This is a genomic window from Streptomyces sp. NPDC050658, assembly GCF_044457025.1.
Classification (GTDB): Bacteria; Actinomycetota; Actinomycetes; order Streptomycetales; family Streptomycetaceae; genus Streptomyces.
The window spans coordinates 34,814-51,528 of record NZ_JBITGM010000006.1; the positions used below are offsets into that span (position 1 = coordinate 34,814).

The window sequence follows — 16,715 nt, forward strand, 5'->3', positions numbered from 1 at the left end:
CATTACCTTGTGCGAGACTAGTGCTCGCACAACGCTTGGTCCTGTGGAGCAGTTTGGAGTGCTCGCCACCCTGTCAAGGTGGAGGCCGCGGGTTCAAATCCCGTCAGGACCGCTGCGATTCCTCGCGAATCGCGTGGCTGGGTAGCTCAGTTGGTACGAGCGATCGCCTGAAAAGCGATAGGTCGCCGGTTCGATCCCGGCCCCAGCCACCTCTTCCGGAAGCCCCGCCCCTGTCGGCGGGGCTTCTGCCGTTCCCGTCCACTTCCCCGAAGGCCCCGTCCACCGGACGGGGCCTTCGGCGTTCCTACTCGGCCTCGGGTTCCGTGCCGGTCCGGCGGCGCCACTGCCGCACCGCGACCACCACCCCCACCAGCACCACGGCCCCCGCGATCAGTGCCGCGTCCGGTACCGCCCTGCCGACGTCACCCGCCCACTGCTCCACCGCGAACGAGTCGTCCACGTCCAAGAGGCCCGGTAGGGCCGTCGTGCCGTCGTAGGCGAGGAACAGGGCGCCCAGGGCCACGAAGAAGAGGCCTGAGAGGAGTGAGGTCGTGTGGAGTTCGAAGCGGCCGACTCGGAAGGTGCGGCCACGCAACCACCGCCGCCGTCCGAGATCGAAACGCTCCCAGAGCAGTGCCAGGACGAACAGCGGCACTGCCATCCCCAGGGCGTAGACGGCGAGGAGCAGGCCGCCGTACACGGGGCTGCCGCTCACCGCTGCCACCGTCAGGACGCTGCCCAGGATCGGGCCCGCGCAGAATCCGGCCAGGCCGTACACCGCCCCCAGGGCGTAGACGGACACCGCCGTCGTCGGGCGGATGCGGCCCGAGAGTTCGGACATCTTGCGTGAGGCGAAACCCATCCCCACCACCTGCAACACACCCAGCGCGATGATCAGCCAGCCCGCGGCCAGGACCAGCTGATCCCGGTGGCCGAAGAAGAAGCGCCCCGCGACCGAACCCGCCGCCCCCAGCGGCACCAGCGTCGTCGCGAGCCCGGCGTAGAAGATGCCGGTGCGCGCGAGCAGCCGGGACGTCGAGTCGATCGAGTAGGCGAAGAAGGCGGGCAGGAGAAGTGCGCTGCACGGGCTGATCAGGGCGAGGAGACCGCCCAGGAACGCCGCGAAGTAGCCCACATCGGCGGTCACTTCTTCCCCGCCCTGGCCGTCTTCGCCGCCTGCTCGATCGCCTGGCCGAAGACCTCGTCCGGCTGTGCTCCGGAGATGGGCCGCCCGTTGACCAGGAAGGACGGGGTGGACGTGGCCCCCAGGCCGTACGCCTCCTCCTGGTCCTTCTTCACGGCCGCCACCGCGCCGTCACTCGCCGCGTCGCTCACGAAGCGGTCCACGTCCTTCACGCCCGCCTCCTTGGCCAGCTCCTTCAGGCGGTCGTCGCCGAAGCCCTTCTCCTTGGCCCCGTCGGCGTACGCCGCCTCGTGGAACTGCCAGAAGCGCCCCTGCTTCCCCGCCGCCCACGCGCCCCGCGCGGCCCGCTCGGAGTCCTCCCCGAAGATCGGGAAGTTGCGCCACTCGATGCGCAGGGTGCCGTCCTCGACGTACTTCTTCACCAACTCCGGCTCGGTGTCACGGGCGAACTTCCCGCAGTAGCCGCACTTGAAGTCGGCGTACTCGATCATGACGACCGGCGCGTCGGCACGGCCCTGCGCGAGCGGGTCCTTGGCATCGCGCCGCGCCAGCTTCGCCAGCTCCGGGTAGACGCCGGCCTGCGGGTCGGCGGAGACGTCCGCGGCGGGCTCCTCCTTCGCGGTGACCGAGGAGGGCTCGTCGGGCTTGGTGGCGGTGTAGGACGCGGCGCCGAGCAGCAGCGCGGCGACGGCGACGCCCGCGCCGATCGCGATGTTCTTCTTCTTTGTGCCGTTGTTCTTGGGCATCTTTGTGCCGTTGTTCTTGGGCATCAGGGAGCTCTCTCTTGTTCCTGCTTGTTCCTGTACGTCGTTGAAGGGGCCCGGGCAGGGGCCTCTAAACGCGCAGGACGGAGAGAGCTATCGGCGACGGCGGTGCGAGCACCGGCGGCCCGCGCTCCGGTGCGAGGCACAGCACCGTCTGGTCGGCGGCCCAGCCACCGGACGCGGCATGGGCCTGATGCAGCGCCGGCAGAAGTTCGTACGCGGAACTGGAGCGCGCCGGGGCCGCCGGCGCCTGACCGGCGTCCTGCTGCCCGCCCTTGCCGCAGCCGGGGGCGCCGGTGGACTCCGTGACCTGCACGGTCACCGCGGGCTTCACCACCGGCTCCGCCGCCACCGCGGGCCCGCAGAATCCGCCGAGCACGACGAGCAGCACCGCCACCAGGGGGCACCATCGCGCGCTCGGTCGGGACAACATCCCCCGAATCGTACGTGCCGTGGCGGCCCCGCCCGAAGAAATCGGTTCGCCACTCCCGAGCCCCGGGTGAGATCCTGGACCGCGTATGTCTACGCAGCCTGCCCTCACCCTCGACACCCTCGCCCCGCGCCTGTCCGAGCTCTCGCTGCGCGATGAGCACCGGATCGGCCGCCGGCTCGAAGGTGCGCGCCGGATCCGCAAGCCCGAGGCCCGTGCCGCCGTCCTCGCCGAGATCGCGGCGGACGTCGACAAGGCCGCGGCGCGGATGGCCGAGCGGGGCAGCCGCCTGCCCGCGATCACGTATCCCGAAGAGCTGCCGGTCAGCCAGAAGAAGGACGACATCGCGGCGGCGATCCGCGACCACCAGGTCGTGATCGTCGCGGGCGAGACCGGCTCCGGCAAGACCACGCAGATCCCCAAGATCTGCATGGAGCTCGGCCGCGGCGTCCGCGGCATGATCGGGCACACCCAGCCCCGCCGCATCGCGGCCCGCACGGTCGCCGAGCGCGTGGCCGACGAGCTGAAGACGCCGCTCGGCGAGGCGGTCGGCTGGAAGGTCCGCTTCACGGACCAGGTCAACCAGGACGCCACGTTCGTGAAGCTCATGACGGACGGCATCCTGCTCGCCGAGATCCAGACGGACCGCGAGCTGCGCGCGTACGACACGATCATCATCGACGAGGCCCATGAGCGGTCCCTCAACATCGACTTCCTGCTCGGCTATCTCGCCCAGCTGCTGCCCAAGCGCCCGGACCTGAAGGTCGTCATCACCTCCGCGACGATCGACCCGGAGCGGTTCTCCAGACACTTCGGTGACGCGCCGATCGTCGAGGTCAGCGGGCGTACGTATCCGGTGGAGGTCCGCTATCGCCCGCTCCTCGAAGAGGACGGCGACGACTCGGACCGCGACCAGATCACGGCCATCACGGACGCGGTCGAGGAGCTCCAGTCGGAGGGCAAGGGCGACATCCTCGTCTTCCTCTCCGGAGAGCGCGAGATCCGCGACACGGCGGACGCGCTGAACAAGAAGAACTACCGGTTCACCGAGGTCCTCCCCTTGTACGCCCGGCTCTCGCACGCCGAGCAGCACCGCGTCTTCCAGCAGCACACGGGCCGCCGGATCGTCCTCGCGACGAACGTCGCCGAGACCTCCCTGACCGTCCCTGGCATCAAGTACGTCATCGACCCCGGCACGGCCCGCATCTCCCGCTACAGCCACCGCACGAAGGTGCAGCGGCTGCCCATCGAGGCGATCAGCCAGGCCAGCGCCAACCAGCGCAAGGGCCGCTGCGGCCGTACGAGCGACGGCATCTGCGTCCGCCTCTACAGCGAGGACGACTTCGACGCCCGCCCCGAGTTCACGGACGCGGAGATCCTGCGCACGAACCTCGCCTCCGTCATCCTCCAGATGACCGCGGCCGGTCTCGGCGACATCGAGAAGTTCCCCTTCATCGACCCGCCGGACCACCGCAACATCCGCGACGGCGTCCAGCTCCTCCAGGAACTGGGAGCGCTGGACCCGACGCAGAAGGACGTACGCAAACGCCTCACCCCGCAGGGCCGCAAGCTCGCCCAGCTGCCGGTGGACCCGCGGCTTGCCCGGATGGTCCTGGAGGCCGACAAGAACGGCTGCGTACGCGAGGTCATGGTGATCGCCGCCGCGCTCTCCATCCAGGACCCGCGCGAGCGCCCCTCCGACAAGCAGACGCAGGCGGACCAGCAGCACGCCCGCTTCAAGGACGAGACGTCGGACTTCCTCGCCTTCCTGAACCTGTGGCGGTACGTCCGTGAGCAGCAGAAGGAGCGCGGCTCGTCGTCCTTCCGCCGGATGTGCAAGGCGGAGTACCTGAACTTCCTGCGGATCCGCGAGTGGCAGGACATCTACACGCAGCTGCGTACGGTCGCCAAGCAGATGGACATCCATCTGAACGAGGACGACGCCCCCGAACAGCACGTCCACATCTCCCTCCTCGCCGGTCTCCTCTCCCACATCGGGATGAAGGACGTGAAGGAGTCCAAGGACAGCGATCCCAAGCAGCGGGGCGGCGGGCGGAACGAATATCTCGGCGCCCGCAACGCCAAGTTCGCGGTCTTCCCCGGCTCGGCGCTCTTCAAGAAGCCGCCGCGCTTCATCATGTCGGCGGAGCTGGTGGAGACCTCGCGCCTGTGGGCACGGGTCAACGCGAGGATCGAGCCCGAGTGGGTCGAGCCGCTCGCACAGCACCTCCTGAAGCGGACGTACAGCGAACCGCACTGGGAGAAGGACCAGGCTGCGGTGATGGCGACCGAGAAGGTGACGCTGTACGGCGTCCCGATCGTCACCGACCGCAAGGTGAACTACGGGCGGATCGACCCCGAGGTCTCCCGCGACCTGTTCATCCGCAACGCGCTGGTCGAGGGCGACTGGCGTACGCACCACAAGTTCTTCGCCGCCAACCGCAAGCTGCTCACCGAGGTCGAGGAGCTGGAGCACCGGGCCCGGCGGCGCGACATCCTCGTCGACGACGAGACGCTCTTCGACTTCTACGACCAGCGGGTGCCCGAAGAGGTCGTCTCCGGGGCGCACTTCGACTCCTGGTGGAAGAAGAAGCAGCGGGAAGAGCCGGAGCTGCTCGACTTCGAGCGGTCGATGCTGATCAACGAGAAGGCGGGGGCCGTCTCCAAGGACGACTACCCCGACTCGTGGCGGCAGGGGCAGCTGAAGTTCCGCGTGACGTACCAGTTCGAGCCGGGCGCGGACGCGGACGGCGTGACGGTCCACATCCCGCTCCAGGTCCTGAACCAGGTCACGGACGAGGGCTTCGACTGGCAGATCCCGGGCCTGCGCGAGGAGGTCGTGATCGAGCTGATCCGCTCCCTGCCGAAGCCGATCCGCCGGCACTACGTCCCGGCCCCCAACTACGCGAAGGCATTCCTGGACCGGGCCGTACCCCTCCAGGAGCCGCTGCACGTGACGCTGGCGCGTGAGCTGCAGCGGATGGTGGGCGTCCCGGTGTCTCCGGACGACTTCGACCTCTCCCGCGTCCCCGACCACCTGAAGATCACCTTCCGGATCACCGACGAGCGGCGCAGGAAGCTGGCCGAGGACAAGGACCTGGAGGCGCTGAAGCTCCAGCTGCGTCCGAAGGCCCGCAAGGCGCTCTCCCAGGCGGCGGCAGCGACGGCCGAGCGGACGGGCGGCTCGGCGGTGGAGCGGACGGGCCTCACGGACTGGTCGATCGGCTCCCTCAGCCGCGTCTTCGAGACCCGCCGGGCCGGCCAGCCGGTGAAGGCGTACCCGGCGCTCGTGGACGACGGGGACACGGTCTCCGTACGTCTCTTCGACACGGAGGCCGAGCAGCAGCAGGCGATGTGGAAGGGCACGCGTCGGCTCATCCTGCGGAACATCCCGGTGAATCCGGCCAAGTTCGCCTCGGACAAGCTGACCAACCTGCAGAAGATCGCCCTGTCGGCGAACCCGCACGGCTCCATCCAGGCCCTCTTCGCGGACTGTGCGATGGCGGCGGCGGACAAACTGATCGGCGACTTCGGCGGGCCCGTGTGGGACGAGGAGTCGTACCGGAAGCTGTACGAGAAGGTGCGGGCCGAGATCGTCGACGCGACGGTGCGTACGGTCGGCCAGGTCCAGCAGGTGCTCGCCGCCTGGCAGGCCTGCGAGGGCCGCCTGAAGTCCACGAAGAGCCCGACGCTGCTTGCCAACCTCACGGACGTACGGGCCCAGTTGGACGCGCTGATCCGGCCGGGCTTCGTGACGGCGACGGGACTGCGCCGCCTGCCGGACCTGATGCGCTACATGGTGGCCGCGGACCGGCGGCTCCAGCAGATGCCGACGAACGTCCAGCGGGACACGTCACGCATGGCGAAGGTCCACGAGATGCAGGACGAGTACGCCTGGCTCCTGGAACAGCTGCCGCAGGGGCGGCCGGTGCCGCAGGAGGTCCTGGACATCCGCTGGATGATCGAGGAACTCCGCGTCAGCTACTTCGCGCACGCGCTGGGCACGGCGTTCCCCGTCTCGGACAAGCGGATCGTGAAGGCGATCGACGCGGCTGCGCCGTGATCATCCGGCCACACAGGGTGAGTTCGACCGTCGGGCCTGCACTGCTGTACAGTCTCATCTCGCAGCACAACGCGAAAGCAAGCGCTGCGGAGCAAGGTCCTGTGGAGCAGTTTGGAGTGCTCGCCACCCTGTCAAGGTGGAGGCCGCGGGTTCAAATCCCGTCAGGACCGCAGTAAAGAAGGGGCCGCATCCGGTGATCGGATGCGGCCCCTTCTGGCATGCCGCCGCACATCGACGCGGGCCCTTCTCCCGTGCCCCCACGGCCCGTTGTCGCTCCCCGCATCTTGACTGCGTCACATTCCGCCGGTACCTAGACAACGAGGGAGCGGGCGGGACGCTCCCCCACGGAGGTGGCGTATGGCTATGTCCGCACGGCATGAGACGCGCGCGCTGTTGCGCGCCCATCTGGCGGCCGCTACCGGCTACCGGCACCTGACCCGGCACTGCGCGATCTGCCACCGGCTACAGCGGCTCGTCCTGGAGGCCGCCCCCGCCCCTCAGGGCGGCTGTGAGAGCGGCGAGGACGAAAGTCCCCCGAACGCATGACCAAAGCCGCCCCGCGACCCGCCCCGTTGGTGGGAGGCTGAACTCGTGGGCGGGGCAGGCGATTCCGGCAGGCTCCTCTAGCCCAGAGGCAGCACGGGCAACAAGACTCACGGCGTGTGACGGGTGTCACCGAAGGAGTTTTGGAAACCCCGGAACTTACACCCGTCCTACAACGGGTCAATTTAATATGTGCAATTGCACCAGCCCGAGAGGGCTCCGCCCAGCGCCCCCAAGGCCGGCCCGACGGGGGCCCACCGGCACTCCTCAGAGACCAACAAGCCCGCTCACAGGGCCGCTCACCAGCAGCTCTCGCGCGCACAAAAAAGATCGCGCTGGACCCGGCGGAGTCCAGCGCGATCGAACGACTCACCCATGAGGCTCAGGCGTGGGGCCCGTTGGGGCGGGACCCGCGTCGCGTGTAGCTAAAGGTCGGACGGTGCGGCCAGGTTGGGGGACCCGGCAGCGGTCGTGCGTTTCGTCCAGGTACTGCGGTTATGCGGTAAATCAGGCCTCGCTGCGCTGCTGCGGGATACCCGCGAGCAGTGCGCGGACCTCAGCCTCGCGGTAACGGCGATGCCCGCCGAGCGTGCGAATCGACGTGAGCTTGCCAGCCTTGGCCCAGCGCGTCACCGTCTTGGGGTCGACGCGGAACATCGTGGCGACCTCAGCCGGGGTCAGCAGCGGCTCGGCATCAGGGGTGCGAGCGGTCATGAGCGGCCTCCTCGGAGAACCGAACCTTCTCGGTTCATTCCTCTAAATTCTGCACCTTGACCCGCGTTGCCCGAAATGGCGGACGCGAGTCGAGTCGGTTATAGGACGAACGGCTTGTCCTCGGCACTACAACTACACCATCCGTCCAGCCACGTCGGCCAAACCGATGGAATTGCCCTCCCAGGTGTCTATCAGCGACGGAAGCCGATGGACCATGCCATAGCGGACAGTCACGCCACAGTGACGATCAGTCACAGAGCGATCAGGAGTCAACAGACCCCCCATAGCGTGCAATGCCGAGTATTCCGCCCATACATGGGCGGAAGGAGCCCTCCCCGGACTCCTTGTCCTATTTTGGCACGAGGGGGGGTGATGGGCGCAAGGGCCCCCTAAGTGCGGTCCGTCACGCTTGAGACAAAAGCCCGGATCGGGACCTACGTCCTGTGTAGGCGCCACGTAGGGAAGTTGGGGCGCCGGGAGGACGACGGTGAGCCAGGCAGTCGGGGAGTCAGTTCGACGACTGACGGTCCCTGACCGCCCGCCACCGCTCCATCAGCCTCGCATACGCCTCGCCGGCCCCCTCGCCGTCACCGTTGCGCAGCGCCTCGATCCCCTCCGCCACATCCGCCGCCGAGTGGTCGCCGTCGAGCAGCTCCTGGGACAGGGCGTGCACAAGACCGCCGTAGTCGAGCTCCACCAGCGAGCGCGGATGGAACTCCTCCAGCCAGCGCCCCACGTCCATCAGACCGTCGACCAGCGGCCCCTCGTCGATCGCGTCCCGCAGCGTCCGGAGCCCGCGGGCCACCCGGCGCCGGGCCTGCACCATCGGCGTCCGGTAGCGGAGGATGGGCGGCGAGTCCGCCGTCCCCTTCTCGTACTCCCGTTCCTCGTCGGACACGAGCACGAACCAGTTCAGCGGCACCTGCCACGTCGACGTACGGATCCAGGGGCGCGCGTCGGGATTGCGGGCCAGCCACCGTTCGTAGTCCGCGGCCGTCTGGCGGCGCACCACGGGCGGCAGGACCGCGTCGAGGACCGGCGTGGGCAGCTGCCCCGGCAGCCGGCCGAGCGCCTGCCAGCCGCGCAGCCGGGTGCGCCACGGACAGACGCACAGCACGCCGTCCAGCTCCACCACGAAGGCGTCGCCGCTCTCGTGCACCGGAACCGGCACCGGCGGCGTCGGCAGCAAGTCGGCGAGGGAGCCGCGCAGTTCGTCCTGGTACGAGGGACGGTCGGAGCGACGCGCGTAGCGCGCCCAGTGGCCGCGCTCCGGCTCCGGGAAAGCGGCCAGCGGCTCATACACGCGCAAGTAGGACGCGTAGGGGACGATCAACGAGGACACCTTGGGCACGGCTGCTCCCTCCCCCGCCCACCGACTGGAAACACATCAAAATCGTGCCATGGCCGAACTCAGCCGTACCCCTAGCGCGACAGGAGAGGGTGATCCTCGGCACTGCGCGGCCACCGGGTTCTCACAGGCTCTAGTCTCATGCCCAACAGGCCCCGCCACCCGCACGGGCGCCTGCCCAACCGCCGCTACTTGACCGGGAGTCACCACAGTGACCGAAGCAACCGACGGCGTCCTGCACACCCTGTTCCACTCGGACCAGGGCGGCCACGAACAAGTCGTGCTCTGCCAGGACCGTGCCAGCGGCCTCAAGGCCGTCATCGCCATCCACTCCACCGCCCTGGGCCCCGCCCTCGGCGGCACCCGCTTCTACCCCTACGCGTCCGAGGAAGAGGCCGTCGCCGACGCGCTGAACCTCGCCCGCGGGATGTCGTACAAGAACGCCATGGCCGGTCTCGACCACGGCGGCGGCAAGGCCGTGATCATCGGCGACCCGGAGAAGATCAAGAGCGAGGAGCTGCTGCTCGCCTACGGTCGCTTCGTGGCCTCGCTCGGCGGCCGCTACGTGACGGCGTGCGACGTCGGTACGTACGTCGCCGACATGGACGTCGTCGCACGCGAGTGCCGCTGGACCACCGGACGCTCCCCTGAGAACGGCGGCGCCGGCGACTCCTCCGTGCTCACCGCCTTCGGTGTCTTCCAGGGCATGCGGGCGTCCGCCCAGCACCTGTGGGGCGACCCCTCGCTGCGTGGCCGCAAGGTCGGCGTCGCGGGCGTCGGCAAGGTCGGCCACCACCTCGTCGAACACCTCCTTCAGGACGGCGCCGAGGTCGTGATCACCGACGTACGCGAGGAGTCCGTACGCAGGATCACGGACAAGCACCCGTCCGTGACGGCCGTCGCCGACACCGAGGCGCTGATCCGCGTCGAGGGCCTGGACGTGTACGCCCCGTGCGCGCTCGGCGGAGCCCTGAACGACGACTCCGTGCCGGTGCTCACCGCGAAGGTCGTCTGCGGCGCCGCCAACAACCAGCTGGAGCACCCGGGCGTGGAGAAGGACCTCGCGGACCGCGGGATCCTCTACGCGCCGGACTACGTGGTGAACGCCGGTGGCGTGATCCAGGTCGCCGACGAGCTGCACGGCTTCGACTTCGACCGGTGCAAGGCGAAGGCGTCGAAGATCTTCGACACCACTCTTGCCATATTCGCTCGTGCGAAGGACGACGGCATTCCGCCGGCTGCCGCGGCCGACAGGATCGCCGAGCAGCGGATGGCGGAGGCCCGCCGCCGCTGACCCCGCGAAGGCTCTGCCGGGCCCCCGTCGACGCATGGGCGAGACAAGACTCACCCCCGTCGGCGGGTCGCCCGACAAGAAGAGGTTAAAATCGCAGTTGACCAGCGAGGACAGGGCTCCTCGCGGGTCCTGCGCCGAGGCGCGTCCTGTGGGCGACGTACCGTATGGCCGCAGGAACAGGTACCGTGGAAGCCCTACGGACCGGCCTCTCCACGGAGAGCCCGTTCCTGATCATGAACGCGTGTCAAGACTCTGGGGTCACCAAGCCCCATATCCGAGGGGGTCGAGCCATGGGGCGCGGCCGGGCAAAGGCCAAGCAGACGAAGGTCGCCCGCCAGCTGAAGTACAGCAGCGGCGGGACTGACCTGTCGCGTCTGGCCAATGAGCTGGGCGCTTCGACTTCGCAACAGCCGCCGAATGGCGAGCCGTTCGAGGACGACGACGAGGAAGACGACCCGTACGCCCAGTACGCGGATCTGTATAACGACGACGAAGAGGACGAGGACGACGAGTCCGGTCCTTCGTCGCAGCGCCGCGGCGCTTGACCTCGTTGCTTTCGCAGTATTCGCAGTTCTCGTAGCAACTGCACTTCACCCGGTCCGGGGTGGTCACCACGCCGGACCGGGTTTTGTGCTGCCCCGAGGCCCTGAGGGCGGCCCCCGAGGGGGCCGCCGCGCGGGGACTACTTCGCGTAGTCACCGATGAGCTCAGCGCCGGTGGCGTGGTCGCCGCGCTCGGTGATCTCACCGGCGATCCAGGCGTCCAGGCCACGGTCCGCGAGGGTCTGCAGCGCCGCGTCCGCCGACTCCTCGGGGACGATCGCCATCATGCCGACGCCCATGTTCAGCGTCTTCTCCAGCTCCAGGCGCTCGACCTGACCGGCCTTGCCGACCACGTCGAAGACCGCGCCCGGCGTCCACGTCTCACGGTCGACGATCGCGTGCAGGCCGTCCGGGATCACCCGGGCGAGGTTCGCCGCGAGGCCGCCGCCGGTGATGTGGCTGAACGCGTGGACGTCCGTGGTGCGGGTGAGCGCCAGGCAGTCCAGGGAGTAGATCTTGGTGGGCTCCAGGAGCTCCTCGCCGAGCGTCCGGCCGAACTCCTCGACCTGGCGGTCCAGGGTCCAGCCCGCGCGGTCGAAGACCACGTGACGGACGAGCGAGTACCCGTTCGAGTGAAGACCGGAGGCCGCCATCGCGATGACCGCGTCACCCTTACGGATGCGATCGGGGCCGAGCAGCCGGTCCGCCTCCACGGCGCCCGTGCCGGCGCCCGCGACGTCGAAGTCGTCCGGGCCGAGCAGGCCCGGGTGCTCCGCCGTCTCGCCGCCCACGAGGGAGCAGCCGGCGAGGACACAGCCCTCGGCGATGCCCTTCACGATGGCGGCGACGCGCTCCGGGTGGACCTTGCCGACGCAGATGTAGTCGGTCATGAAGAGCGGCTCGGCGCCGCAGACGACGATGTCGTCCATGACCATCGCGACGAGGTCGTGGCCGATGGTGTCGTAGACGCCCAGCTGGCGGGCGATGTCGACCTTCGTGCCGACGCCGTCGGTCGCGGAGGCGAGCAGCGGGCGCTCGAAGCGCTTGAGGGCCGAGGCGTCGAAGAGGCCGGCGAAGCCGCCGAGGCCGCCGAGGCCCGCGACCTCGGGACGCTGGGTCTTCTTGACCCACTCCTTCATCAGCTCGACGGCGCGGTCGCCCGCTTCGATGTCTACGCCTGCGGCCGCGTAGCTGGCACCGGTGGTCTCAGACATGAGTGGTGAGAGCTTTCGTGTCGTTACTACGTGGGGCTTACGGGCGACGGATCGCGTCGGCCGCTGCCGTGGCGGCAGGGCCTGCCGCCAGCTCCGTCTCCAGGAGCTGCTTGCCGAGCAGCTCGGGGTCGGGGAGCTCCATCGGGTACTCGCCGTCGAAGCAGGCGCGGCAGAGGTTCGGCTTGTCGATGGTGGTGGCCTCGATCATGCCGTCGATGGAGATGTACGAGAGGGAGTCGGCGCCCAGGGACGTACCGATCTCCTCGATCGTCATGCCGTTGGCGATCAGCTCGGCGCGGGTCGCGAAGTCGATGCCGAAGAAGCAGGGCCACTTCACGGGCGGGGACGAGATCCGGATGTGGACCTCGGCGGCGCCGGCCTCGCGGAGCATCTTGACCAGGGCGCGCTGGGTGTTGCCGCGGACGATCGAGTCGTCGACGACCACCAGCTTCTTGCCCTTGATGACTTCCTTGAGGGGGTTCAGCTTGAGGCGGATGCCGAGCTGGCGGATCGTCTGCGAGGGCTGGATGAAGGTCCGGCCGACGTAGGCGTTCTTGACCAGGCCCGCGCCGAAGGGGATGCCGGAGGCCTCCGCGTAACCGATCGCGGCGGGGGTGCCGGACTCGGGCGTCGCTATGACGAGGTCGGCGTCGACCGGAGCTTCCTTGGCCAGTTTCCGGCCCATCTCGACGCGCGAGAGGTAGACGTTCCGGCCCGCGATGTCGGTGTCCGGGCGCGCCAGATAGACGTACTCGAAGACACAGCCCTTGGGCTTCGCTTCCGCGAATCGGGACGTTCGCAGTCCGTTCTCGTCGATCGCGACGAACTCGCCCGGCTCGATCTCGCGGACGAAGCTCGCGCCGCAGATGTCGAGGGCGGCGGACTCCGACGCCACGACCCAGCCGCGCTCCAGGCGGCCGAGGACCAGCGGGCGGATGCCCTGCGGGTCACGGGCGGCGTACAGCGTGTGCTCGTCCATGAAGACGAGGGAGAAGGCACCGCGCACGTCCGGGAGGACCTTGGCGGCGGCTTCCTCGATGGTCAGCGGCTTGCCGTCGTCGTCCACCTGGCCCGCGAGGAGAGCCGTCACCAGGTCGGTGTCGTTGGTCGCCGCGACCTGGGTCGCGCGGCCGTTCTCCTTGGGCAGGTCGGCCACCAGCTCGGCGAGCTGGGCCGTGTTGACGAGGTTGCCGTTGTGCCCGAGCGCGATGGAGCCGTGCGCGGTGGCACGGAACGTCGGCTGGGCGTTCTCCCAGACGGAGGCTCCGGTGGTCGAGTAGCGGGCGTGACCGACCGCGATATGACCTTGGAGCGAGCCGAGAGAGGTTTCGTCGAAGACCTGGGACACGAGGCCCATGTCCTTGAAGACGAGGATCTGGGAGCCATTGCTGACCGCGATTCCCGCGGATTCCTGACCCCGATGCTGGAGGGCGTAGAGCCCGAAGTACGTGAGCTTTGCGACCTCTTCGCCCGGAGCCCAGACACCGAAGACGCCACAAGCGTCCTGGGGGCCTTTCTCGCCGGGGAGCAGATCGTGATTGAGTCGACCGTCACCACGTGGCACGACACCGAGTGTAGGCGAGATCGACCACTGGTCCGAATTGGGGATACGGGCTTTCTACGGAGCGTGAGCGGGGTCACGGTGCGGGCGTGCCGTACTAAGCCCGTGTGAACAGATGAGGCGGAGCGTTGACGGGGGCGGGCGCGACCCGTGAAGCTCCTGGTCCATGCCCCAGCAGCCCCTCGGTGACCCGACGGTCACCCTTGTGGAGCGCCGCCACGTCGACCTGGTCCGTGTCGCGAGCGCCATCTGTCACGCCTGCGCCTGAACACTCCCTCCCTCTTCTCTTCCTCTCGGGTACGTGCGACCGCGCCGTGCCCCGTTCAGGAGTGCAGCCATGCCTTCGTACGACCAGTCCGCCCTGTCCCGACGCGCCTTCACCGGGGCGGTGGGCGCCGGTGCCGCCGCCGCGGTGGGGCTGCCCGCGGCCGGGGCCGAGGCCCGTGAGCGGCCGTTCCGCGCGGCCGCCGGACGGCCCGGCACCAAGCGGCCGAACATCCTCTTCATCCTCGGCGACGACCTGGGGTGGGCCGATCTCTCCTCCTACGGATCGCCGCACATCAAGACCCCGAACCTGGACCGCCTTGCCCGGCAGGGGGTGCGGTTCACCGATGCCTACTCCGGGTCCGCGACCTGCTCGCCGACGCGGTTCAGCCTCTACACGGGGCGCTTTCCCGGTCGTACGAAGGGTGGGCTCGCGGAGCCGATAGCGGACAAGTCGGTGGGTCTTGAGCCGACGCATCCCACACTGGCCTCGCTGCTGCGGGACGCCGGGTACGCGACCGCCCTGATCGGGAAGTGGCACTGCGGGTATCTGCCCGACTACTCGCCGACCCGGTCGGGCTGGGACGAGTTCTTCGGGAACTTCGGCGGGGCCCTGGAGTACTACTCGAAGCTGGGACTCGGCGGTGAGTACGACCTCTACGAAGGCGACGTCCGGGAAGGCGACGCCGAGTACAAGGACCTGCGGTACTACACGCGCATCCTCACCGAGCGGGCGAGCGAGTACATCCGGCGGGAGGGGGGTCACGGTGACAGGCCCTGGCTGCTCAACCTGAACTTCACCACCCCGCACTGGCCCTGGATCGCGGACGGGGACGAGGAGCAGAGCGCCGAGATCGTACGGAGGATCAAGGCGGGCGAGAAGGGGGCGCTGTGGCATCAGGACGGCGGGTCCGTCGAGAAGTACACGGAGCTGGTGCAGGACCTGGACCGGTCGATCGGTGAGGTCCTCAAGGCGCTGAAGCGGTCCGGGCAGGAGCGGGACACCCTGGTCTTCTTCGCCTCGGACAACGGCGGCGAGCGCTTCTCCTACAACTGGCCGCTCTCCGGCAACAAGGCCTCGCTCCAGGAGGGCGGCATCCGGGTGCCGACCATCGTGCGGTGGCCGGCCCGGATCGACGGCGGTCAGGTCAGCCACGAGCCGGTGTTCACGCCGGACTGGACGGCGACGCTCCTGGAGCTCGGCGGGGCCCGGCCGAGCCCGGCGTATCCGCTGGACGGGACGAGCCTCGCGCCCTACCTCCTGAAGGGCGAGGAGCTCGCCGAGCGGGAGCTGTTCTGGCGGGTGCGCGGGGAGCGGGCGCTGCGGCGCGGGCAGTGGAAGTACTACCGGGGCAGGGGCGGCAAGGACCAGCTGTTCGACCTCGCGGCCGATCAGCGGGAGCAGGCCGACCGGGCGGTGGACGAGCCGGGGCTGCTGGGTGAGCTGAGGGCGGCGTGGGAGAGGACGGACAAGGGGCTGCTGCCGTACCCCGCAGCCTGAACTGGGCCTTAAGCGCGCCCTAAGAACCCTTCCCGGGGGTTCGCGTGGGCCCGTGTGATCGCTAGCGTGCCTCGCGCGCGCCCGAGTTGATCACCAGACCCGCGCGAACCCCCACCTGGAAGGTCCCCCCATGAACCCGTCCCCGCGCCGCTGTCTCATACCCGCCGCAGTGGCCGCAGCGGCCTTGGCCACCGTCGCCGCGCCCACGACAGCCGCCGCCGACGAGCCGCAGCGGCGCGTCCAGGTCGCCATGGTGAACTTCACGGACAGCCGGATCCCGGACGCGGGCAAGCTCGAATCCGCCCTGAAGGACAACTACTTCGGCGCTTCTGGCTCCCTCACCTCGTACTACAACGAGGTCACAGGCGGCGCGACCACGTTCGAGGCCGCCGCGGACGACGGGGTCACCGGGCCCGTCGACATCGATCTGGCGGCCGCGGGCTGCGACACCGGGAAGATCAACGAGCTGACCCGGAAGGCGCTCGCCGCGCAGGGCATCCCCGAGGACAGCTACGACCATCTGTCGCTCGTCTTCCCCTCGGAGAAGGCCGGCTGCGACTGGCTGGCGCTCGGCACGGTCGGCGGCGGCACCACGTGGATGCCGATCGGCGCCGACGGGAAGATGTCGATGACCGCCCTGGTCCACGAGTTCGGGCACAACTTCGGCTACAGCCACCACATGCGGCTGCGCTGCCCCGAGGGCGATCTGGGCGCGGGCTGCAAGGAGGACGGCACCAGCCACAAGACACCGATGGGCGGCGGAGGTTGGGAGGCCGGGCTCACCTCGCCGGAGCTGCTCCACAACAAGTGGCTGACCGGCGGCGAGGTCGCGAGGCCCACCAAGTCCGGGACCTATGAACTGCGTCCGCTGTACGGCAGTGGCGGCGGGGTCCGCGCCATCGACATTCCGCTGGGCGAGGACCGTCTCGTCGTGGAACTGCGGCACGAGTCCGGCACCCTCGACGCCGAGATCCAGGGCGTGCACGCGCACCGGGTGCCGGACGGGAACTACGCCAAGTCGGCGCTGGTCGACGCGATCCCCTCCGGGGGGAAGCTGAGGGACGAGGCGCGGCAGGTCGAGGTCAAGGTGGTGAAGGCGGGGGCGGAATCGGCGACGGTGTCGGTGAGCCTGGACGGGAAGGCAGCGCCGGCCGCAGCCGAGAAGCCCAACGAGGCCCGCCCCGAAGGAAGTTCGAGCAGCCTGGCCAGAACCGGCGGCGACGCCGACACCACGCTCGCCTACGCGATCGGCGGCGGGCTGCTTCTCGCGTCGGGCGGCGCGTTCCTACTCAAGTCACGCCGCCGAGGCTGAGCGCCCCGTAAGGGGCGCGGG

Annotated in this window: 14 protein-coding genes and 3 tRNA genes; 10 read left to right on the forward strand and 7 right to left on the reverse strand. The window is 69.3% G+C overall.

Translation table 11 applies throughout. The features are described 5' to 3' along the window. Positions 1 to 37 precede the first annotated feature (37 nt). A tRNA-Asp gene (locus ACIBKX_RS21390) sits at positions 38 to 112 on the forward strand. 23 nt (positions 113 to 135) lie between these two features. Then, positions 136 to 209: transfer RNA gene (locus ACIBKX_RS21395), tRNA-Phe, on the forward strand. A 95-nt stretch (positions 210 to 304) separates the two neighbouring features. On the opposite strand, the gene ACIBKX_RS21400 is transcribed toward ACIBKX_RS21395, so the two are convergent. The 3 genes from ACIBKX_RS21400 to ACIBKX_RS21410 all read right to left on the reverse strand — a co-directional run bounded on the left by ACIBKX_RS21400 (position 305) and on the right by ACIBKX_RS21410 (position 2,341). Beyond that, complete coding sequence (locus ACIBKX_RS21400) at positions 305 to 1,147, reverse strand: cytochrome c biogenesis CcdA family protein (protein WP_363270474.1); 843 nt, start codon at positions 1,145 to 1,147, stop codon at positions 305 to 307. Then, entirely contained in the window at positions 1,144 to 1,890 is a 747-nt protein-coding gene (locus ACIBKX_RS21405) for a DsbA family protein (protein WP_363270526.1), read from the reverse strand. The genes ACIBKX_RS21400 and ACIBKX_RS21405 overlap by 4 nt, the downstream gene beginning before the upstream one ends. 88 nt (positions 1,891 to 1,978) lie before the next feature. Then, positions 1,979 to 2,341, reverse strand: coding sequence for a hypothetical protein (locus tag ACIBKX_RS21410; RefSeq protein WP_363270473.1), 363 nt, complete (start codon positions 2,339 to 2,341; stop codon positions 1,979 to 1,981). A gap of 85 nt (positions 2,342 to 2,426) precedes the next feature. On the opposite strand from ACIBKX_RS21410, the gene hrpA reads away from it, so the two are divergent. The 3 genes from hrpA (at position 2,427) to ACIBKX_RS21425 (ending at position 6,947) form a co-directional block, all read left to right on the forward strand. Continuing rightward, positions 2,427 to 6,401: an ATP-dependent RNA helicase HrpA gene (gene hrpA / locus ACIBKX_RS21415; RefSeq protein WP_363270472.1), complete on the forward strand. Its 3,975-nt coding sequence runs from the start codon at positions 2,427 to 2,429 to the stop codon at positions 6,399 to 6,401. 95 nt (positions 6,402 to 6,496) lie between these two features. After that, positions 6,497 to 6,571 (forward strand) — tRNA-Asp (locus tag ACIBKX_RS21420). Positions 6,572 to 6,758: 187 nt separating this feature from the next. After that, a complete protein-coding gene (locus tag ACIBKX_RS21425) occupies positions 6,759 to 6,947 on the forward strand; it encodes a DUF6274 family protein (protein WP_363270470.1) in 189 nt (62 codons plus the stop codon). Positions 6,948 to 7,451: 504 nt separating this feature from the next. On the opposite strand, the gene bldC is transcribed toward ACIBKX_RS21425, so the two are convergent. Next, positions 7,452 to 7,658 carry a developmental transcriptional regulator BldC gene (gene bldC / locus ACIBKX_RS21430; protein WP_003949541.1) on the reverse strand — a complete coding sequence of 69 codons (207 nt, stop codon included), beginning with the start codon at positions 7,656 to 7,658 and terminating at the stop codon, positions 7,452 to 7,454. Positions 7,659 to 8,166: 508 nt separating this feature from the next. After that, positions 8,167 to 9,009, reverse strand: a complete 843-nt coding sequence (locus tag ACIBKX_RS21435; RefSeq protein ID WP_363270469.1) for a hypothetical protein — start codon at positions 9,007 to 9,009, stop codon at positions 8,167 to 8,169. Positions 9,010 to 9,217: 208 nt separating this feature from the next. Here ACIBKX_RS21435 and ACIBKX_RS21440 point away from each other — a divergent pair, with 208 nt between their 5' ends. Both ACIBKX_RS21440 and ACIBKX_RS21445 read left to right on the forward strand, forming a co-directional pair. After that, complete coding sequence (locus ACIBKX_RS21440; RefSeq protein WP_363270468.1) at positions 9,218 to 10,300, forward strand: Glu/Leu/Phe/Val dehydrogenase dimerization domain-containing protein; 1,083 nt, start codon at positions 9,218 to 9,220, stop codon at positions 10,298 to 10,300. Between the two features lie 290 nt (positions 10,301 to 10,590). Beyond that, entirely contained in the window at positions 10,591 to 10,845 is a 255-nt protein-coding gene (locus ACIBKX_RS21445) for a DUF3073 domain-containing protein (protein WP_363270467.1), read from the forward strand. A gap of 137 nt (positions 10,846 to 10,982) precedes the next feature. Here ACIBKX_RS21445 and purM read toward each other — a convergent pair whose 3' ends face one another. Next, positions 10,983 to 12,056, reverse strand: coding sequence for a phosphoribosylformylglycinamidine cyclo-ligase (gene purM / locus ACIBKX_RS21450; protein WP_363270466.1), 1,074 nt, complete (start codon positions 12,054 to 12,056; stop codon positions 10,983 to 10,985). 37 nt (positions 12,057 to 12,093) lie between these two features. Further along, the gene (gene purF, locus ACIBKX_RS21455; RefSeq protein WP_363270465.1) at positions 12,094 to 13,620 is read right to left on the reverse strand and encodes an amidophosphoribosyltransferase; all 1,527 of its coding nucleotides are present in this window, start codon (positions 13,618 to 13,620) and stop codon (positions 12,094 to 12,096) included. A gap of 163 nt (positions 13,621 to 13,783) precedes the next feature. Here purF and ACIBKX_RS21460 point away from each other — a divergent pair, with 163 nt between their 5' ends. The 3 genes from ACIBKX_RS21460 (at position 13,784) to ACIBKX_RS21470 (ending at position 16,694) form a co-directional block, all read left to right on the forward strand. Further along, complete coding sequence (locus ACIBKX_RS21460; protein ID WP_363270464.1) at positions 13,784 to 13,885, forward strand: putative leader peptide; 102 nt, start codon at positions 13,784 to 13,786, stop codon at positions 13,883 to 13,885. 69 nt (positions 13,886 to 13,954) lie between these two features. Beyond that, on the forward strand, positions 13,955 to 15,382 hold the full coding sequence (locus tag ACIBKX_RS21465) for a sulfatase-like hydrolase/transferase (protein ID WP_363270463.1): 1,428 nt from the start codon (positions 13,955 to 13,957) through the stop codon (positions 15,380 to 15,382). 130 nt (positions 15,383 to 15,512) lie between these two features. Further along, on the forward strand, positions 15,513 to 16,694 hold the full coding sequence (locus ACIBKX_RS21470) for an LPXTG cell wall anchor domain-containing protein (protein WP_363270462.1): 1,182 nt from the start codon (positions 15,513 to 15,515) through the stop codon (positions 16,692 to 16,694). Positions 16,695 to 16,715: the final 21 nt, after the last annotated feature.